Origin of the sequence: Demequina silvatica (genome assembly GCF_000971215.1) — a bacterium.
In the GTDB taxonomy this organism is placed as follows: domain Bacteria; phylum Actinomycetota; class Actinomycetes; order Actinomycetales; family Demequinaceae; genus Demequina; species Demequina silvatica.
Window position 1 is genome coordinate 1,517 of sequence record NZ_BBMA01000008.1, and the last position, 19,950, is coordinate 21,466.

24 protein-coding genes are annotated in these 19,950 nt (G+C 72.9%); 9 read left to right on the top strand and 15 right to left on the bottom strand.

Annotated features, from left to right (window positions below; translation table 11 throughout):
• Window positions 1-74: 74 nt before the first annotated feature.
• The gene (locus tag AOM05_RS11265; RefSeq protein WP_062522308.1) at window positions 75-584 is read right to left on the bottom strand and encodes an O-acetyl-ADP-ribose deacetylase; all 510 of its coding nucleotides are present in this window, start codon (window positions 582-584) and stop codon (window positions 75-77) included.
• 90 nt (window positions 585-674) lie between these two features.
• Here AOM05_RS11265 and AOM05_RS11270 point away from each other — a divergent pair, with 90 nt between their 5' ends.
• The 3 genes from AOM05_RS11270 to gnd are packed head-to-tail and all read left to right on the top strand — an operon-like array spanning window position 675 to window position 4,073.
• Window positions 675-1,637 (top strand): SDR family NAD(P)-dependent oxidoreductase, encoded by a 963-nt coding sequence (locus tag AOM05_RS11270; RefSeq protein ID WP_062522310.1) that lies wholly within the window; start codon window positions 675-677, stop codon window positions 1,635-1,637.
• Window positions 1,634-3,049 carry a glucose-6-phosphate dehydrogenase gene (gene zwf, locus AOM05_RS11275; RefSeq protein ID WP_062522311.1) on the top strand — a complete coding sequence of 472 codons (1,416 nt, stop codon included), beginning with the start codon at window positions 1,634-1,636 and terminating at the stop codon, window positions 3,047-3,049. The genes AOM05_RS11270 and zwf overlap by 4 nt, the downstream gene beginning before the upstream one ends.
• A gap of 1 nt (window position 3,050) precedes the next feature.
• Window positions 3,051-4,073 (top strand): phosphogluconate dehydrogenase (NAD(+)-dependent, decarboxylating), encoded by a 1,023-nt coding sequence (gnd, locus tag AOM05_RS11280; RefSeq protein ID WP_062522313.1) that lies wholly within the window; start codon window positions 3,051-3,053, stop codon window positions 4,071-4,073.
• A gap of 258 nt (window positions 4,074-4,331) precedes the next feature.
• Here gnd and AOM05_RS11285 read toward each other — a convergent pair whose 3' ends face one another.
• The 6 genes from AOM05_RS11285 to AOM05_RS11305 all read right to left on the bottom strand — a co-directional run bounded on the left by AOM05_RS11285 (window position 4,332) and on the right by AOM05_RS11305 (window position 7,866).
• Window positions 4,332-4,670, bottom strand: a complete 339-nt coding sequence (locus AOM05_RS11285) for a hypothetical protein (protein ID WP_062522314.1) — start codon at window positions 4,668-4,670, stop codon at window positions 4,332-4,334.
• Entirely contained in the window at window positions 4,670-5,011 is a 342-nt protein-coding gene (locus tag AOM05_RS11290; protein WP_062522316.1) for a YidH family protein, read from the bottom strand. The genes AOM05_RS11285 and AOM05_RS11290 overlap by 1 nt, the downstream gene beginning before the upstream one ends.
• A 6-nt stretch (window positions 5,012-5,017) precedes the next feature.
• Entirely contained in the window at window positions 5,018-5,182 is a 165-nt protein-coding gene (locus AOM05_RS14440) for a hypothetical protein (protein ID WP_169746753.1), read from the bottom strand.
• 18 nt (window positions 5,183-5,200) lie between these two features.
• Complete coding sequence (locus AOM05_RS11295; protein ID WP_082097478.1) at window positions 5,201-6,286, bottom strand: Rv2578c family radical SAM protein; 1,086 nt, start codon at window positions 6,284-6,286, stop codon at window positions 5,201-5,203.
• Window positions 6,287-6,365: 79 nt separating this feature from the next.
• Window positions 6,366-7,064, bottom strand: a complete 699-nt coding sequence (locus AOM05_RS11300) for a hypothetical protein (protein ID WP_062522319.1) — start codon at window positions 7,062-7,064, stop codon at window positions 6,366-6,368.
• An 88-nt stretch (window positions 7,065-7,152) separates the two neighbouring features.
• A complete protein-coding gene (locus tag AOM05_RS11305; protein WP_156165162.1) occupies window positions 7,153-7,866 on the bottom strand; it encodes a hypothetical protein in 714 nt (237 codons plus the stop codon).
• Between the two features lie 205 nt (window positions 7,867-8,071).
• Between AOM05_RS11305 and AOM05_RS11310 the strand changes: the two genes are divergently transcribed.
• The 3 genes from AOM05_RS11310 to AOM05_RS11320 are packed head-to-tail and all read left to right on the top strand — an operon-like array spanning window position 8,072 to window position 11,088.
• Entirely contained in the window at window positions 8,072-9,976 is a 1,905-nt protein-coding gene (locus AOM05_RS11310; RefSeq protein WP_062522323.1) for a DUF4914 family protein, read from the top strand.
• A 39-nt stretch (window positions 9,977-10,015) separates the two neighbouring features.
• Window positions 10,016-10,426, top strand: a complete 411-nt coding sequence (locus AOM05_RS11315) for a VOC family protein (RefSeq protein ID WP_062522325.1) — start codon at window positions 10,016-10,018, stop codon at window positions 10,424-10,426.
• A 47-nt stretch (window positions 10,427-10,473) separates the two neighbouring features.
• Entirely contained in the window at window positions 10,474-11,088 is a 615-nt protein-coding gene (locus AOM05_RS11320) for a sugar O-acetyltransferase (protein WP_228373281.1), read from the top strand.
• Between the two features lie 8 nt (window positions 11,089-11,096).
• Here AOM05_RS11320 and AOM05_RS11325 read toward each other — a convergent pair whose 3' ends face one another.
• The 4 genes from AOM05_RS11325 to AOM05_RS11340 all read right to left on the bottom strand — a co-directional run bounded on the left by AOM05_RS11325 (window position 11,097) and on the right by AOM05_RS11340 (window position 13,649).
• Window positions 11,097-11,948 (bottom strand): alpha/beta hydrolase, encoded by an 852-nt coding sequence (locus tag AOM05_RS11325; protein ID WP_062522326.1) that lies wholly within the window; start codon window positions 11,946-11,948, stop codon window positions 11,097-11,099.
• Window positions 11,949-12,087: 139 nt separating this feature from the next.
• Window positions 12,088-12,288 carry a hypothetical protein gene (locus AOM05_RS11330; protein ID WP_062522328.1) on the bottom strand — a complete coding sequence of 67 codons (201 nt, stop codon included), beginning with the start codon at window positions 12,286-12,288 and terminating at the stop codon, window positions 12,088-12,090.
• Between the two features lie 117 nt (window positions 12,289-12,405).
• Window positions 12,406-12,801, bottom strand: a complete 396-nt coding sequence (locus AOM05_RS11335) for an ACT domain-containing protein (protein WP_062522330.1) — start codon at window positions 12,799-12,801, stop codon at window positions 12,406-12,408.
• A 20-nt stretch (window positions 12,802-12,821) separates the two neighbouring features.
• Window positions 12,822-13,649: a phosphodiester glycosidase family protein gene (locus AOM05_RS11340; RefSeq protein ID WP_062522332.1), complete on the bottom strand. Its 828-nt coding sequence runs from the start codon at window positions 13,647-13,649 to the stop codon at window positions 12,822-12,824.
• A gap of 88 nt (window positions 13,650-13,737) precedes the next feature.
• Here AOM05_RS11340 and AOM05_RS11345 point away from each other — a divergent pair, with 88 nt between their 5' ends.
• Both AOM05_RS11345 and AOM05_RS11350 read left to right on the top strand, forming a co-directional pair.
• Window positions 13,738-14,643 (top strand): NAD(P)-dependent oxidoreductase, encoded by a 906-nt coding sequence (locus AOM05_RS11345; protein ID WP_062522334.1) that lies wholly within the window; start codon window positions 13,738-13,740, stop codon window positions 14,641-14,643.
• A gap of 110 nt (window positions 14,644-14,753) precedes the next feature.
• Window positions 14,754-15,206, top strand: coding sequence for a GNAT family N-acetyltransferase (locus tag AOM05_RS11350; protein WP_062522336.1), 453 nt, complete (start codon window positions 14,754-14,756; stop codon window positions 15,204-15,206).
• 21 nt (window positions 15,207-15,227) lie between these two features.
• Here the strand turns inward: AOM05_RS11350 and AOM05_RS11355 are convergent, their stop codons facing one another.
• The 4 genes from AOM05_RS11355 to AOM05_RS11370 form a co-directional block, all read right to left on the bottom strand.
• Window positions 15,228-15,788: a hypothetical protein gene (locus tag AOM05_RS11355; RefSeq protein WP_062522338.1), complete on the bottom strand. Its 561-nt coding sequence runs from the start codon at window positions 15,786-15,788 to the stop codon at window positions 15,228-15,230.
• Window positions 15,789-15,868: 80 nt separating this feature from the next.
• A complete protein-coding gene (locus tag AOM05_RS11360) occupies window positions 15,869-16,624 on the bottom strand; it encodes an amino acid ABC transporter ATP-binding protein (protein ID WP_062522508.1) in 756 nt (251 codons plus the stop codon).
• Between the two features lie 17 nt (window positions 16,625-16,641).
• Window positions 16,642-17,601, bottom strand: a complete 960-nt coding sequence (locus AOM05_RS11365; protein ID WP_062522340.1) for an amino acid ABC transporter permease — start codon at window positions 17,599-17,601, stop codon at window positions 16,642-16,644.
• A gap of 80 nt (window positions 17,602-17,681) precedes the next feature.
• A complete protein-coding gene (locus AOM05_RS11370) occupies window positions 17,682-18,599 on the bottom strand; it encodes an ABC transporter substrate-binding protein (RefSeq protein ID WP_062522342.1) in 918 nt (305 codons plus the stop codon).
• Between the two features lie 225 nt (window positions 18,600-18,824).
• Between AOM05_RS11370 and AOM05_RS11375 the strand changes: the two genes are divergently transcribed.
• Complete coding sequence (locus AOM05_RS11375) at window positions 18,825-19,886, top strand: transglutaminase domain-containing protein (RefSeq protein ID WP_156165163.1); 1,062 nt, start codon at window positions 18,825-18,827, stop codon at window positions 19,884-19,886.
• Window positions 19,887-19,950: the final 64 nt, after the last annotated feature.

Below are 19,950 nucleotides of genomic sequence, written 5' to 3' on the forward strand. Positions count from 1 at the left end.
CCGCCGACCCGCCCCCGCAGCCACCCGCCGGCCAGCACAGGCTCGACACCCCGCAACACCTTCACAGCGCCACCCTACCCACCGAGAATCCCCCGGTAGATGGCCAGGTCCTCGTCGGAGAAGACGCAGAAGACCACGTCCTCGACCGCCGGCGCCGTCGCGAGCGCTGTCCCGACCGCCCGCACCGCGACGGCGGCGGCGAGCTCCTTCGGATACCCGAACACGCCCGTCGAGATCGACGGGAACGCGACGGACCGGCATCCGTAGGTCTGCGCGAGCGCGATCGACGCCGCATAGGCGCCGGCCAGCCGCTCCGCCTCCCCCTGGTCGCCGCCGTGCCACACCGGCCCGACCGCGTGGATGACGTGCCGCGCGGGCAGCGCGTGCCCGCGGGTGATCTTGGCGGACCCGACGGCGCAGCCGCGCAGCGTCATGCACTCCTCGAGCAGCCCGGGCCCGGCGGCACGGTGGATGGCGCCGTCGACTCCCCCGCCTCCCAGCAGCGACGAGTTCGCCGCGTTGACGATCGCGTCGACTGCGAGCGTGGTGATGTCCGCCCGCCGCACCGACATCACCGCCGTCATCGCTCACCCCTTCTCCCTGGCACCACCCTAGGTCGCCCTGCGGAACATCCGCGCATTGCCCTAGGTTGGCCAGTGGGGAGAGGAGCACCCGTGACCTGGACATCCGCAGACATCCCCGACCTCACCGGCCGCATCGCCGTCGTCACCGGCGCGAACGGAGGCCTCGGCCTCGCCTGCACCGTCGCGCTCGCCCGGAGCGGCGCGCACGTGGTGATGGCGGCGCGCGACCCCGCCAAGACGGACGATGCGCGGGCCGCGGTCCTCGCCCAGGTCCCGGGGGCCTCGCTCGAGCACGTGCCGGTGGACCTGGGCGCGCAGGCGAGCGTCCGCGACGCCGCCGCCGCGATCGCCGCCGCGCACCCGCGCATCGACCTTCTCCTCGCCAACGCGGGAGTGATGGCGATGCCAGAGCGCCGCACCGAGGACGGCTTCGAGACCCAGCTCGCCGTCAACCACCTGGGGCACTGGACCCTCATCTCCCGGCTCCTCCCCAGCCTGGTCGCGGCCCCCGCCGCGCGCATCGTCACCACCACCTCCATCGCGCGCCTCAACGCGGAGAACGTCGACCCCGCGAACCCGCACCTCGAGGGACGCTACGAGGACTGGCGCTCCTACGGACGCAGCAAGCTCGCCGCGCTGCAGCTCGCGTTCGGCCTGGACGATGCCCTGCGCACCGCGGCCACGCCCGCCCGGGCCCTCTGCGCTCACCCGGGCATCTCGCGCACCGACCTGCAGAAGCGCACCGTCCGCGAGGGCGGCGGCGGGCGGCAGGGCCCGTTCTGGGAGGCGTACGCCGAGCAGCGCGGCATGCACCCCGACGAGGGCGCGCTGCCGCAGCTGCGCGCCGCGACCGACCCGCACGCGCGCGGCGGCACCCTGTGGGGTCCCCGCTGGGGGCTCAGCGGCGCGCCGACGCGCCGGTTCCTGCTGCGACGCGCCTCCATCGAGGCCGGCATCCCGGCGCTGTGGGAGGCGTCGATCGCGCTCACCGGCGAGCGCATGGACGTGGAGGCGGCCGCCGCGGCCGCACGAGCCAAGGAGGACACCGCATGACCACCGCCGCGCACGAGCCCGCCCGCTCGGACGTGCTCGTCTTCTTCGGAGCGAGCGGGGACCTCGCGCGCAAGCAGATCTTCCCCGCGCTGTACGGCATGGTGCTGGAGGGCGAGCTCACGGTCCCGGTGGTGGGCGTGGCGTTCTCGCAGTGGACGCTCGAGGACCTGAGGACGCGCGCCCGCGAATCGGTCGAGGCGGCCCACCCCGACCACGACCCGCAGGCGCTCGACACGCTGCTCGGCCTGCTCGCCTACGTCGACGGCGACTACCAGGACCCCGCGACCTTCCGGGCGCTGAAGGAGGCCGTGGGGGACGCGCATCGTCCCGTGCACTACCTCGCCATCCCGCCCGTGCTGTTCGCCACGGTCATCGAGGGGCTCGCGAGCGTCGGGCTCCACAAGCACGGACGGGTGGTGGTGGAGAAGCCGTTCGGGCGCGACCTCGCGTCCGCGCAGGCGCTCGACGCCGTGGTGCGCAAGGCCTTCCCCGAGGAGTCGGTGTTCCGTATCGACCACTTCCTCGGCAAGGAGCAGATCATGAACCTGCTCTACTTCCGCTTCGCGAACTCGTTCCTTGAGCCGGTGTGGAACCGCGACCGCATCGCGAGCGTGCAGATCACCATCGCGGAGGACTTCGGGGTGCAGGGGCGTGGCGCGTTCTTCGAGAGCGCGGGCGCCCTCCGCGACGTGCTCGAGAACCACATGCTGCAGATCGTGGCGCTGCTCGCGATGGAGCCGCCCGCGTACCAGGGCTACGGCGCGGTGCACGAGGCCAAGGCGAACGTGTTCCGCGCGATCCGGCCGCTCACCAGGAACGACATCGTCCGCGGCCAGTTCGAGGGCTACCGCGACGAACCGGGCGTCGCACGCGGCTCCGACGTGGAGACGTACGTGGCGGCGCGGCTGTTCATCGACTCGTGGCGCTGGGCGGGCGTGCCCTGGTACCTGCGCACCGGCAAGCACCTGCCCGCCACGGTGCACGAGGTGATCGTCGAGTTCAAGAAGCCCCCGCAGGCCCTGTTCGACGACGCGATGATGGCGCAGCACCCCAACCACCTGCGCTTCCGCCTCCAGCCGGACGGCGAGATCGCGCTGGGCGCGCGCGTGAAGACCCCGGGCGAGGAGTTCGTGGGCGAGCAACGGGAGCTCATCGCGGAGACGAGCGGCGTGGCCGACCGCCGCCCGTACGAACGCCTCCTCGGCGACGCGATGCAGGGCGACCGCGCGCTGTTCACCTCGGAGGAGTCGGTCGAGGCGGCCTGGCGCGTGGTCGATGGCGTGCTCACCGACCACGCCCCCGCCATCCGCTACGCGCCCGGCACCTGGGGCCCCACGGAGGCGGACACGCTCATCGGCGGCGACGGCCCCTGGCACGACCCCTCCACCCCCACCTCGCACGGAAGGAAATGACATGCAGATCGGGATGATCGGCCTGGGACGCATGGGGGCGGGCCTCACGCGCCGCCTCATGCGCGACGGCCACACGGTCGCGGTCCACGACGTCTCCCCCGACGCGATCGACGCCCTCGCCGCGGAGGGCGCGGTGCCGGTGCGCTCGGTCGAGGGGTTCGTCGAGGCGCTCGAGGCGCCGCGCGCGGTGTGGGTCATGGTGCCGGCGGGCGAGATCACGCAGCGCGTCATCTCCGGGCTCGCGGCGGTGCTCGAGCCCGGCGACACCATCATCGACGGCGGCAACAGCTACTACCGCGACGATCTCGCGCACGCCGCCTCGCTCGGCGAATCGGGCATCCACCTGGTCGACGTAGGCACCTCGGGCGGCGTCCACGGCCTCGCGCGCGGCTTCTGCCTGATGATCGGAGGGGACGATGCGGTGGTCGCCCGGCTCGCGCCCGTGTGGCGGACCATCGCGCCGGGTGCGGACGCGGCGGCCCGGACGCCCGGGTTGGCCGGCGAGCTCGCTCCAGGCGAGGAGGGCTGGCTGCACTGCGGACCCACGGGGGCGGGGCACTTCGTCAAGATGGTGCACAACGGCATCGAGTACGGGCTGATGGCGGCGTACGCGGAGGGGCTCAACGTGCTGCGTCACGCGAACATCGGCGCGATCGCCCGTAACGCGGATGCGGAGACTGCGCCGTTGGCGCACCCGGAGTTCTACCGCTACGACGTCGACACCGCCGCGGTTGCGGAGGTGTGGCGGCGCGGCTCCGTGATCGGTTCGTGGCTGCTCGACCTCACAGCGGAGGCGCTGCGGGAGGACCCGGACCTCGCGTCCTTCTCGGGCCACGTGTCCGACTCTGGCGAGGGCCGCTGGACCTCGATCGCCGCGATCGACGAGGGCGTGCCCACCCCCGTCCTCACCACCGCGCTCTACTCGCGGTTCGCGTCCCGCGACCTCGACGACTACGCCCAGCGCACGCTATCCGCGATGCGCAAGGGCTTCGGCGGCCACGAGGAGAAGCCCACGGGCGAGTAGCGCGGCGGCTCCATCGCGCGCGGCGCTGCGCGGCGGGGAGGTACGTGCACGCCCGCTCGCGGTATTCATGCACTTTCGCGCGTGCGCCACCGCCGCGCAGGTCACTCCCGGAGCGTGGCGCGCCGCTTCCGTGCGCGGCGACGCGTGTGGCGCAACGAAGTCGCGCTGAGATGGCGGATTCCCCGTCGCCCAACAACGAGAGTGCATGAAAACGGCAAGCGTGGCGGCACAAGGGCGGCCGCCCCGGCCGGGTGCAGGTCAGGCCTTCATGAGGATCCAGGCTCCCGCCAGCAGCGCGATCAACCCCGCGCCGCCGGCGACCCACGCGTGACGGGCCGTCCCGTGGCCCACGCCGCGAGGCGCCCAGTCGACGCGGCCGTTCTCATCGATCGTGTCGGCGAATGTCCGCACCGAGCGCTGCACCGCCACCATGAGCGCGATCGAGGCGAGGGCCGCGACCAGCACCCACCAGCCGAGCGTCTCGGACAGCACGCGCGCCGCCGCGAGGGCGAGCGCGCCGATCTGCAGCGCGGTGCGCCGGTATGCGAGAACGGTCTGCTCGACCGCCCGCACCGTCTCGCGTCGGTGCCGCTCCATCAGCTCATGATCCAGCCGAGCAGCAGCAGACCCGCCGCGCTCGCCACCCCGACGGTGACGGACATGCCCACACGGAGGTCGGGCGGTTCCTCATGCTCCCGCAAGGCCCGCGCCGTCGCGCGCCACCCGAAGATCGCCTGGAACGCGGAGGCGATCGCGAACAGGAGCAGCATTGCGCCCGCCGCGAGACGCCAGCCCAGGTCGATCGGCAGGTCGAACGCCACCACCGCGACGCCCGTGACGATCAGCGCGAGCGCGGTCCGGATCCACGACAGGAACGTGCGCTCGTTGGACAGCGCCGCCTGCGCGTCGGCGGCGAGGTCGCGGTCATCGCCCGACACGGCCCGTCAGCCCTTCCGGTCCTTGGTCTCACCCTTCTCGCGGCGCGTCTTGTTGACGGTCGCGGCGGCGATCTCCTCCGCGCGTTGCTCGGACCGACCCCGATCGAGCTCGGACTCCTTGATGTGCTCGTACTGGCGTTCGCGCTTCTTCGACCAGGCCTCCTGCGGCATGGCGACCACCTCCGTCCCCTAGAACAAGGTGAGCGGCGGCGAATGTTCCGCAACCCGCGCATCGTCCCGCTGGGGGCGGGTGCGGCGCCACTCGCCCTGGTCGTCGCGCGCGTTGGCGCGCGAGGCGACCGTGCCGGTGTTGGGGTCCTCCGGGGTGCGCGTGAGGCCGTGCGCGGCGATCAGCGGCTTGATGCGCGCGGCGAGCGCGCGCCGGTACTCCTTCGGGGCGTACGAGCCGTCCGCGTAGAGCTCGCGATAGCGCGGGATCAGGTCGGGACGATGCGCGTGGAGCCACCGCGCGTACCACTCCTTCACGCCGGGCCGGAGATGCAGCGCGGTGTAGGTCACCGAGGCGGCGCCGGCGGCCTTGATGCGCCCCAGCGCCGCGTCGAGGTGCTCCTCCGAGTCCGTGAGGAACGGCAGGATCGGCATCATGAAGACGGCTACGTCGAACCCGGCCTCGGCCGCCGCGGTCACGGTGGCGAGTCGCGCCTGGGTGGTGGGGGTGCCGGGTTCGACGGCCTGCTGGAGGTCGTCGTCGGCGATCGCGATCGACAGCGCGAGGTCGACCGGCGCGGACGCTCGCGCGGCGGCCAGCAGCGGCAGGTCGCGGCGCAGCAGCGAGCCCTTGGTGAGGATCGACATGGGTGTGCCGGCGTCCGCGAGCGCGCGGATGATGCCGGGCATCAGCCGGTAGCGGCCCTCGGCGCGCTGGTAGGGGTCCGTGTTGGTGCCGAGAGCGACGTGCTCGCGGCTCCAGGATGGCTTCGCGAGGTCCTTGCGCAGGGCGTCGGCGATGTTGATCTTCACGACGATCTGGCGATCGAAGTCCTCGCCCGCGTCGAGCTCGAGGTACCGGTGCGAGGGCCGCGCGAAGCAGTACACGCACGCGTGCGTGCAGCCGCGGTACGGGTTGACCGTCCACGTGAACGGCACCGCGGAGCCCGGCCCCACGCGGTTGAGCGCGCTCTTCGCGAGCACCTCGTGGAACGTCACCCCCGCGAACTCGGGCGTGGTGACCGTACGCACCAGGTTCGACATCCGCGCGAGCGCGGGCAGAGCGTCGTCCGTCTCGGCGCGCAGCGCCTGTCCCTCCCACCGCATGCCCCCATTCGAACACCTGTTCGAACAGCGGTCAAGGCGCCGCGCCGTCGCGCGCCGCGCCGCCGCGCAACACCCGGCCTCAGGCCGCGGGCGTCACCTCGAGCTGGAGCCGCGGCCGCTCCCCCTCGCCCACCTTGATCTGGTAGCTGGTGACCGTGAGATCGAACTCCTCGGGCCGCGTGACGGTCCACGTCGCGCCGTCCGCGCCGACGCCCGCAAGCGCGATCGTGCCGCCGCAGGAACCGGCGACGAAGCCGGGGGTGGCCAAGGGGTCACCCTCGTCCAGCATGACGGGCGCGTCGGGGATGTCGGCGGCGCAGTCCTCGACGGACGGCGAGGACGCGTCGTACACCTCGTCCGCGGCGGGGTTGCCGGCGGTCACCGCGAGGGTCACCGGGCTCGGCGCATCGTCCCCGCCGTCCCACGGCCACCAGAAGTCCTCGCGGTCGGTGCGGTTCCACGCCGACGTGACCACGGCCAGGTAGTAGTCGCCTTCGGGGTCCTCGTCGGCGGTCACGCGGTAGACCTCCATGCAGGCGTCGACCGTGCCGGCGTACTCCTGCGCGAGCGACTGCCACTTGCGCGTGTGCGTGGAGGTCCATGCGACGCCCTCGCGGCAGTCGGAGGCCACGTGGTCGTAGGGGCCGGTCACCACGGGCAGCGGCACCGCGACGGTCGAGTCGATGGCGGGCGAGGACGCGACTACGTCGCCGCGCCACCAGAACCAGCCGATCCCGATCAGCACGATCCCGACCAGGATCATCACCATCGTGCGCACACGTTCCCCCTGTCTGCGTTCCGGTGGGGCGCCTGCGGGGAGCGTAGCGCGGACCGGGCCCGCCGCCGGGGAGCCACCCCGGTCGGGGTCAGCTGCCGTCCGTCCACGCCTCCGCGCGGCTCTCCCCGCCGGGCGACGAGGTCTGGAGGGTGAAGACCGGCGTCGCGCCCTCGTCGACCTTCACCTCGAGCGTGTGCACCGTGACGTCGACCGCGGACGGCTCGGCGATGGTCCACGAGGCGACGTCGCCGTCCTCGACGTCCTCGATCGCGTCCTCGACCGGGCAGCCGCCCGCGAGCACCCACCCGCCGCGCGGGTAGACGGCCTCCTCGCCCTCCGCGCACGGCTCCAGCACCGCGTGATCGGCGAGGAAGACGTTGTCGCGATGCGGCTCGGACACGTGGATCGCGATGGTCTCGGGGCCCAGCGGCGGCGCATCGATAGCGGCCCACGGCGTCGCGGACCAGCCGCCCTCGGTGGTCCAGTACGCGGTCGCGGCAGCGCGGTAGTAGTCGGCGGACGGATCCTCGTCCGGGATCCGGAACACCTGGACGCACACGTCGAGCTGGCCGCTCGCGACGGTCTGCACCATCAGCAGGTCGTAGGTGCGCGCGTCCTCGTACCAACCGCCGCCGATGCACGCGTAGGACAGCTGCGCCTCGCCCGGCACCTGGATCGCCGGCACCTCACGGTCGGCCGGCAGCTCCTCGGCCTCCGGCACCGCGCCGAGTAAAGACCTCGCCACCACCCATCCGGCGATCGCGAGCGTCCCCGCGCCTACCGCCCACCACCCTCGCTTCATGACATCCCCCCTGGTGCGCGGCTGGTTCGCCGCATCCCAGGGCGACCGTACCACCGGGCGTCGCGGGCGCCCAGGGCGACCGCCGCATCGTCCCTCCGCCCGTCCCCGGACCTACGTCCCTTTTACCTTTCCTTTTGAATGGGCAGACTCGCCGGGACGGGCGCACAGTGGAAGGTGCCGCCTGGAAGCCGAAGGAGCCGACCGGATGCACACCCTCACCCTGCTGGACCGCCTCGACCTCGCGCCGGACGTGCGCGCCGCCCTCGCGGCCGCGCGGTCGGTCACCGTCCCCGCCACGCGCGAGGAGCTGTTCGCGCTGTCGCTCGGCCCCGACGGCGGGCCCACGTTCTGGGTCGACTACGACGTCGACGGCGAGGTGGTGACGGAGGCGACCGTGACCCGCTGCCGCAACGGCATCGCGGTCAACTACCCCGAGGACTACATGCGCCGCCGCGACCCGCAGTGCATGGTGATCGCCGACGACCGTCCCACGGACAAGACGCGCTTCGCGGACCGGTTCGGGCACGGCTTCGACGGCACCCGCGCGGACACCATGGCGTGGCTCGCGCACCAGGACCTGGTGGTGGTGCCGTTCAAGGCCGGCGGGCTGCGGCACGGCTCGCCTTCGATCGCGATCGTGCCGGCGAACGCGGCGTTCTTCGCGACCGCGCTGGTGGACCTCCAGGGCTGGGTGACGTTCGAGGAGCTCGGCGAATTCGCGCCGCGGTCGATCCTCTACGTCGCTCCCCCGTTCCGTCACACCCACTTCGACGGCAAGCAGGTGGTGGTCCACGACCGCTCGGAGACCCTCCACGAGATCTTCGCCTACAACCTCTACCCGGGTCCCAGCGCGAAGAAGGGCGTGTTCTCGGTGCTGCTCGACATCGGCGAGCAGGAGGGCTGGATCACGGCGCACGCCTCGTCGGTCCGCGTCACCACGCCGTACGACAACGAGACCGTGATCATGCACGAGGGCGCCTCGGGCGGCGGAAAGTCGGAGATGTGCCAGGAGCTGCGCCGCGAGGACGACGGCCGCATCCTGCTCGGCACCAACGTCGCGACGGGCGAGCCGTACCTCATCACCCTGTCCGAGACCTCCGACCTCGCGCCGGTCACCGACGACATGACGCTGTGCCACCCCGCGGTCCAGGACGGCAGCGGCAAGATGGTGGTCGCGGACGCCGAGGACGGCTGGTTCGTGCGCGTCGACAACCTCAAGTCGTACGGCGCGGACGTGCACTTCGAGCGCGCCGTGATCCACCCGGACGCGCCGCTGGTGTTCTTCAGCATCGACGGAGTGCCCGACGCGACCGCGCTGCCGTGGGAGCACACGCTCGACTCGACGGGCAAGCCCTGCCCCAACCCGCGGGTGGTGATCCCGCGCACCATGATCCACGGGATCGTCCACGAGCCCGAGCCGGTCGACGTCCGCACGTTCGGCGTCCGTATGCCCGCCTGCACCTCGGACAAGCCCACCTACGGGATCATGGGCCTCGCGCATTTCGTGCCGCCGGCGATCGCGTGGCTGTGGCGCCTCATCGCGCCGCGCGGGGACAAGAACCCGTCGATCGGCGAGGCCGCGGACGCGGTGAAGACCCTCGAGCACGGCGGCATGGTCTCCGAAGGCGTGGGCTCCTACTGGCCGTTCTCGACGGGCACCCAGGTGGCCGCCGCGAACCTGCTGCTGCGCCAGATCCTCGAGTTCAACCGCACCCGCTACGTCCTCACGCCCAACCAGCACATCGGCGCCTACCAGGTGGGATTCTCCGCGGAGTGGCTCACGCGCGAGTGGCTGGCGCGCAAGGGCGGCGGCCGCATGCGCGCCGACCAGCTCGAGCCCGCGCGGTGCGCGCTGTTCGGCTACGCACCCAAGGAGATGACCCTCGACGGCCAGCCGATCCGCCGCACGCTGCTGCGCCCGGAGACCCAGTCGCACGTGGGCGAGGCGGCCTACGACGCCGGCTGCGCGATCCTCACCGGCTTCTTCAAGTCCGAGCTCGCGAAGTTCCTCACCGACGAGCTCGACCCGCTGGGCCGGCGGATCATCGAGACCTGCCTGGCCGACGGCACCGTGGAGGACTACGAGGCGCTCACGCCCATGTACCTGTGAGCGGTTGACGGCGGGGCCGGGCCGGCGCACGGTGGGGTGATGACCGCTCCTCTGCAGCTGCGCCTGGTCCTCCACGCCCCCGACCTCGAGGAGGCGCTCGCGCTGTTCCGCGACGCGCTCGGCATGCCCGTGTCGCTCGACCTCTCGACGCCCACCGACGAGGGCGACGCGCGCGTGGTGGTCCTCGAGGCCGGCCGCGCGACCCTCGAGCTGGTGAACACCGCGCAGCGCGCGCACATCGACGCCCTCGAGGTGGGCCGTCCCGTCGCCCGGGAGGTGCGGCTGGCCCTGCAGGTGGACGATGCGGCGGCCGCCAGCGCGGCGGCCCTCGCCGCCGGCGCGGAGCAGGTCGCGCCGCCCACCCGCACCCCGTGGGGCTCCCTCAACGCGCGCCTCGAGACGCCCGTGGGCGTGCAGCTCACGCTGTTCGAGCAGGTCGAGGAGGAGTAGGACCTCGGGCGCTCCCGCGCCGCCCGCGCGCCCGTAGGTTGGTACCCGTGACCAGCCCCGAGCAGATGAAGGCCGCCATGGCCGAGGTCCCCGTCGAGGACCCCACCCGCACCGAGTACCAGAAGCTCGAGAACGACGAGTGGTTCCGCTACCGCGCCGGGCCCGAGCTGGCCGCGATGCAGCGCGCCACGCTGGCCCGGCTGCGCGAGCTCAACGCCGCGTACTACGACGACCCGGTGGGCTCGACCGCGGGCCTGAGCGAGCTGGTGGGCGAGTGCGGCCCGGGCCTCGACTACCGCCCGCCGCTGTACCTCGAGTACCGCGAGCGCGTGCGCTTCGGGAGGAACGTGTTCATCAACGCTAACCTCATGATCCTGGGCTCGGGCGTGGTGACCATCGGCGACAACGCGCTGATCGGCCCCGACGCGCGGTTCTACACCGTCAACCACGCGTTCGACGTGGAGATCCGCCGCGAGGGCTGGGAGCGCGCGTTCCCCATCACTCTGGAGGCGGACGTGTGGCTGGGCGGCTCCGTGGTGATCTGCCCGGGCGTGACCATCGGTCGCGGATCGGTGGTCGCGGCCGGTTCCGTGGTGACCAAGGACGTGCCCCCGATGTCGGTGGTCGCCGGCAACCCGGCGAAGGTGATCCGGACGCTGTAGGACCCGACCTACGCGGGCGCGTGGTGGGCGAGGTACTCGATGACGCGGCGCGCCACCTCGGGCCAGCCGTGGTCCATGGTGAGGCTGTGCCCGCGGTCGAAGAACTCGACGTAGTCCGTGGGGCACGGGTTGCGGCTCTGGATGCGGAACGTCTCCGCCGCGGACTCCGGCGGCACCAGCCGGTCCTTCCCCGCCGCGACCACCAGGAGCGGGCCGCGGTCGCGGTTCACGGTGTCGACCCCTGCGGGCGCGCGCGCCTCGCGCCGCGGCGAGGCGAGCTCGAACCCGACCCGGCCGGGCGCCGCGACGTGCTCGGTCTCCCAGAGCAGGTGCGACTCGTCGGGTGTGAGCGTGTTGGCGCACGCGTAGCGGAACTCCGGATAGGTGAGCGCGACGGCCCGGTCGCGGTTGTCACGGTCGCGCAGGATGGGCGCCGCGGAGTGGAGCACCGAGTCGGGGGCGGGCCTGGCGCCGCGCATCGGCGCCGGCACGATCGCGACGGTCGCGCGTGCGAGCCCGCGGCCCGCGAGCTGCTGCGCGGTGAGGCCACCCACCCCCGTGCCCACCACGAACGGCGGCTCGCGCAGCACGCCCGCCACGGCCGCGGCGTGGTCGAGCATGTCGAGCAGCCCGATCCCCGCGAGCGCCTCGGGGTGACGGCGCGCCTCCTCGGCCGACTCCGGCTCGCCCGGCCACGCGACGGCGACCGTCGCGAACCCCGCGCGTGCGAGCGGCTCGCGCCACGGCTCCCAGGTGACCGCGAGGCTCCACATCTCGTGCAGGAGCAGCACCGCGGGGCCGTCCGCCGCGTTCGCGGCGTCGACCTGCTCCCGCTCGCGCGGCGTCGGGGACGTGGGCATGGCTCTGCCTCGAATCTATCCGCGCCCGCGCGCCGCCGCACGGGGGCGCGGCCCGCCCCCGCCACACCCGACGGAGTTGGTAGCTCAGTGTCGGTTCTAGCGGATCTCTGCGCGCTGGTGGTGGCTGGTTGTCGTTCCCCTACCCGCCGGTGACCGCGTTCGAGATCGCGTCGATGACTCCGAGCGTCCCGACCGCGACACCTTCGGCGATCCCGAGGCCCACGATCGCGTCGACGCCGAGCGCGAGCGCAAGCCCCGCGGCCGGAGCGACGGCGAGCAGCCATGCTCCGGGCCCGCGCGTGGCGGCGATCCTGGTCAAGGCGACGGTGACGAGGCTCATACCTGCAGTGTTGCGCCGCGCACGCGCCGCAGAGGGGGACGTCCGTCCCTCGGCGCGCAAGTGTCCGCGGACGCGGTACGCCGCGCGACGCCCCGCTGCGACGACCGCGGTACCCGCCTACCCGCGCGCGTCCGCCTCGAGCCGTTCGAGGGCCGCGAGCGCGTCCTCGCGCCGGTCCCAGGGGACGAAGATGTGGTCGTGGTGGAAGCCCGCGACCACGTTCGCGCTCACCCCGGCGTCCGCGAGCGCACGCGCGAACGCGGCCGTCAGCCCCACCGCCTCCAGCGAGGAGTGCACCTCGAGGGTGATCCGCGCGGACGGGAACTCGAATGCGAGACCCAGCGCCCGCGCATCGTCCTCCCGCAGGACCACCGTGGTGCCCTCGGACTCCACCACCGTCACCACGGGATCCCACCCGCCAGGCACTGTCGCGACGGAGGCCCACACGTAGCGCTCGGGGTCGAGCCGGGTGCTGAGGTTCGCGAGCAGCTCGGCGAGGTCGACGATGGCCATGCGGCCAGCGTAGGCCCGGCTCAGCGCGGGTACGCCGCGATGACCCCCGCGTACGGGCCCAGGTAGGGCGTCGGCTCCGCGTAGCCCGAGACCCACAGCTGCGAGATCTGCCCGTCGAGGTAGAGCGCATCCTCGACTCCCAGCTCGTCGCGGAACATCACCGCGAAGTCCCACAGGTTCACATACGTGCGGGTGATGACCAGGTACACGGTGCGGCCGTCGGGGCTCACCCCCACGCCGGTGCGCAGCGCGGTGTTCTCGCTGCCCTCCGTGAACAGCGGATGCACCTCGCCGTCGAGCAGCAGCGCCGGCCCGGACTGCGTCGCCTGGGTCACGCCCTTCGCGCGGTACTCCGTCGAGTCGACCACCGCCGCGGTGCCGTCCTTGCGGATCTCGAACACCGCGTTGGGCTTGAGGTGGAAGTTGCCGTAACCGTCGGCCAGGTTGAGCGCACGCAGCTCCTCGCCGTCCGCGACCAGCAGGCCACCCGGCGTGAGGTCCTCCGAGAAGATCCCCGCGTTGGTGAGCACCGCGATCCCGGGATGGTCCTCGATGTACTCGCCCAGGTCCGTGCCTTCGGGGTCCTGCGGCCAGTCGACGCGCACGTCCCACGCGTCGAGGTCGAGCGTCACCACCCCGTAGGACCCATGCTCGCCCAGGTTGATGACGCTGGTGGGGACCTCGGTCGACGATGCGTCGGTCGCCCCGGGCGTCGCGCTCGCCTCGGCGGCGGGCGCGGTGGACGTGGTGGCGGCGGGCGCGGGCGTCTCTGAGGCCTCGCCGCTGCCGAGCAGCCCGCAGCCCGCGAGCGCGAGGACGGCGAGGGCGGTGGTGAGCAGGCGGGGCACGCGTCGAGGCTAGTCGACCGCCCGGGAAGGAGTGGGCGCCGCCGCTCGTTGTCCCTCCGGACCCATCCGCCGACGTCAGGAGCACCCGATGACGCAGACCGCCCCCACCCCCTCCCCCGAGGGCGTGTTCCGCTCGCTCGAGATCGCCGTGCTCGGCACCGGCATCATGGGCGCCGCAATGACCAGGAACCTGGTGCGCGCGGGCCACGGCGTGCGCGTGTGGAACCGCACGCATGCGACGGCCGCCGCCCTGGTCGCCGACGGCGCCACAGCGACCGCCACCCCCGCCGAGGCCGTCCACGAGGCCGACGTGGTCCTCACCATGCTCCACGACGGGCCCGCGACGCTCGAGGTGATGCGCCACGCCGCCCCGGGCCTGCGTCCCGGCGCCCTGTGGGTGCAGTCCGCGACCGTGGGCCTCGACGCGCAGCCCGCCATCGCGGCGCTCGCCGCGGAGCTCAATGTCATCCTCATCGACGCCCCGGTGCTCGGCACGCGCGAGCCCGCGGAGCTCGGCACCCTCACCGTGCTCGCGGCCGGGCCGGAGGACGTCCGGGCCACCGCATCGTCCGTCTTCGACGCCCTCGCGACCCGCACGTTCTGGACGGGGGACGATGCGGCGGCCGGGTCCGCGCAGCGGCTCAAGCTGGTGGCGAACTCGTGGGTCCTGGCGATCAACAACGCGGCCGGCGAGGTGATGGCGCTCGCGCAGGGGCTGGGCGTGGCGCCGGAGCTGTTCCTCGAGCTCATCGACGGCGGCCCGCTCGACTCCGGCTACCTGCGCACGAAGGCCGCGCTCATCCTCGAGGACCGCCTCGCGGAGACCAGCTTCGGGGCGGCGACCGCGGCCAAGGACGCGGAGCTGATCCTCGCGGCTGCGGGCACGGCGGGCGTGAGGCTCGACGCGCTCGAGGGCGCGCGGGCGCGGCTGGACCGCGTGGTCGAGGACGGCCACGGCGACGAGGACATGGCGGCGGCGTACCGCGCGAGCTGACCCCCGTCCCGGCGCGCGCCGCCCCGCTCCCCCGGGACGCTCACCGGTACTTTCGGTGGGATCTTGCGCCGGGCGGGACAGTCGCCCGCACCGGGACGTACCGTGGTGGCGTGATCCGCACGGCCGGACCCGGCGACGCCGCCGAGGTCGCGAGGCTGCTCGACGCGTTCAACCGCGAATTCGACACCCCGACCCCGGGTCCTGCGGTGCTCGCCGTGCGGCTGGAACGGCTGCTGACCGCGGGTGACACGCTCGCGCTGCTCGCCGGCGAGAGGGCCATCGGGGTCGCGCTGGCCACGTACCGCACCAACGTGTGGCACGACGGCCCGGTGGCGTTGCTCGACGAGCTCTACGTGCACCCCGAGCACCGCGACCGCGGCACGGGCACCGAGCTGATCGAGGCGCTGGTCGCGGACGCGCGCTCGCGCGGGTGCGCGCTCATCGAGGTCAACGTCGACGAGGACGACGGCGACGCGCTGCGGTTCTACGCCCGCCACCGCTTCGCGCTCATGCAGCCCGACACCGGCGAGCGGGCGTTCTACCTCAGCCGCGAGCTGCGCTGAGCGCTCCGAGCAGCGCCCGGGTCACGCCGGCGACGGGCACTCCACGTGGATGAGCCAGCCGTCGCCGTCGCGCGTGCCGGACGCCAGGCAGGTGACGGGCGTGCCGTCGGCATCCTTCGCGGAGAACTCGATCAGCCCCGTCCCGATCAGCATCGCGTCGAGCGGGTGCGGCACCTCGACCCCGAGCCCTGCGCGCACGTCGCGCGCGAAGTCCGCGGCGAGCGCGTCGAGCTGCGCCTCCTGCGCCGCGAGCTCGGCGTCGTAGTCGGCCTGAGCCGTGTCGCTGGCGCGCGCGCTCGTCACCAGCAGCACCACGCCGGTCGCGAAGGCGGCCACGGAGAGGACGGCCGCGACGCGGGTCCCCCACCCTCCGGCATGCCGCGCACCCAACCGCACGGCCGCGACGGCCACGACCACCACGAGCGCGGCGAAGCCGAGCGCGACGAGCCCGAGCCCCAGGAACCCCGACACGAAGCCGGGGCCGCCGAAGCGGCCCGGCTCGAGCGCCGTCACCTCGGGCAGCGGCGGGACGGGGACGTCGATCGCGGAACCGCCCAGCAGCCCCCTCAGCACCGTCGCCATTGCACCCCCTCGCTGGTGTCGCCCCAGGTATAGCAGCGACATCGCGCACGCCGGTACCCCCACTTGTGGGGGCCACGCCGCTAGAGCACGTGCGAGAGGAAGTCCTTGGTGCGCTCCTGCTGCGGGGCGTCGAGCACCTGGGCGGGCACGCCCTCCTCGACCACCACGCCCTCGTCCATGAAGACCACGTGGTCGGCGACCTCGCGGGCGAACCCGATCTCGTGGGTCACCACCACCATGGTCATGCCGCCCGCCGCGAGGTCCTTCATCACCGCGAGGACCTCCCCGACCAGCTCGGGGTCGAGCGCGGACGTGGGCTCGTCGAACAGCATGATCTCGGGGTCCATCGCGAGCGCGCGGGCGATCGCCACGCGCTGCTGCTGGCCTCCGGACAGCTGGGCCGGGTAGTGGTCCATGCGGCCGGACAGCCCGACGCGCTCGAGCAGCTCGACCGCCTTGGCGCGCGCGGCGGACTTGGACCGCTTGAGCACCTGGACCTGCGCCTCCATGACGTTCTCGAGGGCCGTCATGTGCGGGAACAGGTGGAAGCGCTGGAAGACCATGCCGATGCGCGAGCGCTGCCGTGCGATCGCGGTGGGGTGCAGGCGGTGTAGCCTGCCCGACGCGTCCTCCCGGTAGCCCAGCAGCTCGCCGTCGAGCCGCACGGAGCCGCCGGTGAGCTCCTCGAGCTCGTTGAGGCAGCGCAGCAGCGTCGACTTGCCCGAACCGGACGGCCCGAGCACCACGCACACCTCGCCGGGCTGGACGGTGAGGTCCACCCCGCGCAGCACGTGCAGCGAGCCGAACATCTTGTGCGCCTCGCGCACCTCGACCATGGGGGTCGCGGGACCGGTCACGGGGTCACCTCCAGGAAGGGGTCGTCCTTGGACGTGCCGGCCGCCTTGATGGCTGCCTGGCGGCGGAAGCGGCGCGGGCCGGGCCCGCCGCGCGAGGGCCGCTCGGAGCCCGAGCCGCGGCCGTAGTACCGCTCGAGGTAGTGCTGACCCACCATGAGGATCGACGTGATGAGCAGGTACCAGAACGCGCTCACCACCAGCAGCGGGATCGGCATGAAGATGCGGTTGCCGATCGCGTTGGTGGCGAACGTGAGGTCGAGCGTGAACGGCACGGCGAGCACCAGCGACGTGGTCTTGAGCATCGAGATGGTCTCGTTGCCGGTCGGCGGCACGATCACGCGCATGGCCTGCGGGATCACGATCCGCCTGAGGATGGTCGCCTCCTTCATCCCGAGCGCCCGGGCGGCCTCCTCCTGACCCTTGTCGACGGACCCGAGGCCCGCGCGCACGATCTCGGCGAGGTATGCCGCCTCGTTGAGGCCCAGGCCCAGCAGCGCCGCCCAGAACGCCGTGATGACGGTCGCCGTGTCGAACGTGAGGAACTCGGGCCCGAACGGGACACCCAGGCTGAGCTTCGGGTAGAGCACCGAGATGAGGCCCCAGAACACCAGCTGCGTATAGATCGGGGTGCCGCGGAACAGCCAGATGTAGAACCAGCTCACCGAGCGCAGCACCGGGTTGTCCGAGCGCCGCATGATCGCGAGCAGCACCGCCAGCACCACGCCGATCAGCATCGACCCGAACGTGAGCACGAGCGTCCAGCCGACGCCGCGGATCACCGTGACGTCGCGGACGTACGTGAAGAACACGTCCCAGTGGAAGTTCGGGTTCGTGATCAGGCCATGCAGCGCCATCGCCGCCAGCACGGCGAGGATCGCCGCGGCGATCCACCGGCCGGGCCGCGGCACGGGCCGCGCGTGGATGCGGTTGGGGACCGGGTCGTGGGACTCGCTCATCGCTCTCTCCAGGTGTCGTACGCGAGGCGGCCGGCGCATCGTCCCTTCCGTGGGAGGGGACGATGCGCCGGCGGCTCCGGTCAGGAGGCCGGGTTGACCTCGGCGTCGGTGAGCATGCCGTCGGAGGCGCCCCACGCGTCGAGGATCGCCTTCAGCGTGCCATCGTCCATGAGGCCCTGCAGGGCGGCGGCGACCGCGGCGGTCACGTCGGAGCCCTGCGCGGTCACGATCCCCTGCGACGCGGTCGCGAAGGCGTCGCCCAGCTGCTCGAGCTGGCCGCCGGTCTGGGTGACGGCGTAGCCGATGATCGGCGAGTCCGCGAAGAGCACGTCGGCCTTGCCGCCCACCACGTTGGTGGCGGCGTCGGCCTGCGAGTCGTAGTTGAGAACGGTGAGCTCGGCGGAGCCGGCATCGGCGCAGTCGGCGGCCATCTGGTTGGCCTCGTCCTGCTGGATCGTGCCGGTCTGGACGGCCACGGTCGCGCCGCACAGGTCGGCGGCGTCGATGCCCGCGGGGTTGCCCGCCTGCACCGCGTAGGCCTCGCCCACGGAGAGGTAGCTGATCATGTCGGCGACCTCGACGCGCTCGGGCGTGATGGTGAAGGAGCTGATGCCGGCGTCGTACTTGGTGCCGATCGCGGGGATGATCGAGTCGAACGCGGCGGACTCGACCTGGGCGTCGAGGCCCAGCGCGGCGGCGATCGCCTCGGAGATGTCGACGTCGTAGCCGATCGGCGTCTGGCCGTCCACGTCGAGGTACTCGGCGGGCGCGTAGGTGGTCTCCATCGCGACGCGGAGCGTGCCGCGGTCGGCGACGTCGGCGGGCAGCAGCGCGGCGGCCTCCTCGTTGACGGCGACCGCGGTCGGGTCGGACTCCGCGGCGACGGTGGCGTCGGCGCTCGTGTTCGCAGCCGAGCCGGTCTCCTGCGACGCGTACGTGCAGGCGGACAGGGAGACGGCGGAGATCGCGGCGATCGCGACCAGGGCAGGCGTGCGCATGGGTGCTCCTTCGAGGGTGTGAGGGCGCATGACGCCGCGGGTCCGGGGTGGGGACTCCCTCGGGGCCGCCATCCGGCGGGCTCCCGTTGCGGGCCATGCATCGCTATGCATCATTATGCATGATGGCGGGCTGGGCGCGTGACCGCGGGCGGCATTCCGCCCGCCCATCAGGGACGATGCGGTGGTAGCGTCCGTGGGGACGCACGGCCGACACGGGGGGTGACGATGCCGCAGGCGTGGGAGCCCGAGCCGTACGTGGTGGTGCCCGGGAGGTCGACCGCCCCGCCGCCGGCGGCTCCTCCCGAGCCTCCGCCCCTCGCGGAGTCCGTCGAGGTACCGGTCTACCGGCCCGCGCATCCCGCCCCGACGCACCGCCGCCGGATGTGGCCGCTCGTGCTCGTGATCGTCGGCGCCTCCGTCGCGTGGAGCTGGGGCGACCTGGTCTCCTTGGCCGAGGCATTCCGCGCGGACCGGGCGCCGGCGTACGAGCTGCCCGCCGCATCGTCCCTCTCCGCCGAGGCGCCCGCGGACGGCTACCCGATCCTCGGCAGCACCGACCTGGTGCGGCACTTCGAGCGCGAGCTCATGGCGCAGACGCGCAGCATCGAGGTGACGGAGTGGGTCGGGCTCAACGACGACCTCGACGCGGTGTGGGACGCGTACGCGGAGGCGCTCACCCAGAACCCGTACCTCTACGTCGAGAGCACCAGCGCGTACCGGCGGCCGGGACACGTCGAGCTCATCCCCCACTACACCTACGACGCCGAGGAGGCGGAGCGCCGGCGCGCGGTCACGGTCTCCGCGGCCCGCGCCGGGCTCGACGCGGCGGGCGTCGCGGACGCTCCTGACGCGGCGACCAAGGTCGAGCGGATCTACGGCTACATCGCGGCCGTCGCCGAGTACGACGACGCGGCCGCGCTGGAGATCGAGGCCGGCACCTCCTCGGACCGCGTCTCCCACTCGCAGGAGGCCTACAGCATCCTCGTGGACGGCTACGCGGTGTGCGGCGGCTACGCGAAGGCGTTCCTGGCGATGGCGCACCTGGCGGGGCTCGAGGCGATCGAGGTGACGGGCTCGGACTCGGCGGGGCAGTTCGGCGGCTCGCACGCATGGAACAAGGTGAAGGTCGACGGCGCGTGGCGGCTGGTCGACATCACGTGGGACGACGCGGGCGCGTACGCCGCCGACGACTACCTGCTGCTGGGGTCGGGCGATCCGATCCTCTCCACGCGCGCAGAGGATTCGGACTGGATGACCGACACGCAGATGGCGGCGTTCCGCGGCTGACGCTCGTCTACAATCGACGCCATGTCCGACGGCCATAGTCCCGAGCGCCGGCGCGAGGTCACCG

Coding starts and splice junctions, on each gene's coding strand:
- AOM05_RS11345 (WP_062522334.1), top strand. CDS start 13,738: ATGACGCAGACCGCCCCCACCCCCTCCCCCGAGGGCGTGTTCCGCTCG.
- AOM05_RS11335 (WP_062522330.1), bottom strand. CDS start 12,801: ATGGCCATCGTCGACCTCGCCGAGCTGCTCGCGAACCTCAGCACCCGG.
- AOM05_RS11295 (WP_082097478.1), bottom strand. CDS start 6,286: ATGCGGTGGGAGGGACAGGCGCTGCGCGCCGAGACGGACGACGCTCTG.
- AOM05_RS11310 (WP_062522323.1), top strand. CDS start 8,072: ATGCACACCCTCACCCTGCTGGACCGCCTCGACCTCGCGCCGGACGTG.
- gnd (WP_062522313.1), top strand. CDS start 3,051: ATGCAGATCGGGATGATCGGCCTGGGACGCATGGGGGCGGGCCTCACG.
- AOM05_RS11325 (WP_062522326.1), bottom strand. CDS start 11,948: ATGCCCACGTCCCCGACGCCGCGCGAGCGGGAGCAGGTCGACGCCGCG.
- AOM05_RS14440 (WP_169746753.1), bottom strand. CDS start 5,182: ATGCCGCAGGAGGCCTGGTCGAAGAAGCGCGAACGCCAGTACGAGCAC.
- AOM05_RS11365 (WP_062522340.1), bottom strand. CDS start 17,601: ATGAGCGAGTCCCACGACCCGGTCCCCAACCGCATCCACGCGCGGCCC.
- AOM05_RS11360 (WP_062522508.1), bottom strand. CDS start 16,624: ATGGTCGAGGTGCGCGAGGCGCACAAGATGTTCGGCTCGCTGCACGTG.
- AOM05_RS11285 (WP_062522314.1), bottom strand. CDS start 4,670: ATGGAGCGGCACCGACGCGAGACGGTGCGGGCGGTCGAGCAGACCGTT.
- AOM05_RS11265 (WP_062522308.1), bottom strand. CDS start 584: ATGACGGCGGTGATGTCGGTGCGGCGGGCGGACATCACCACGCTCGCA.
- AOM05_RS11355 (WP_062522338.1), bottom strand. CDS start 15,788: ATGGCGACGGTGCTGAGGGGGCTGCTGGGCGGTTCCGCGATCGACGTC.
- AOM05_RS11305 (WP_156165162.1), bottom strand. CDS start 7,866: ATGAAGCGAGGGTGGTGGGCGGTAGGCGCGGGGACGCTCGCGATCGCC.
- AOM05_RS11315 (WP_062522325.1), top strand. CDS start 10,016: ATGACCGCTCCTCTGCAGCTGCGCCTGGTCCTCCACGCCCCCGACCTC.
- AOM05_RS11330 (WP_062522328.1), bottom strand. CDS start 12,288: ATGAGCCTCGTCACCGTCGCCTTGACCAGGATCGCCGCCACGCGCGGG.
- zwf (WP_062522311.1), top strand. CDS start 1,634: ATGACCACCGCCGCGCACGAGCCCGCCCGCTCGGACGTGCTCGTCTTC.
- AOM05_RS11375 (WP_156165163.1), top strand. CDS start 18,825: ATGCCGCAGGCGTGGGAGCCCGAGCCGTACGTGGTGGTGCCCGGGAGG.
- AOM05_RS11370 (WP_062522342.1), bottom strand. CDS start 18,599: ATGCGCACGCCTGCCCTGGTCGCGATCGCCGCGATCTCCGCCGTCTCC.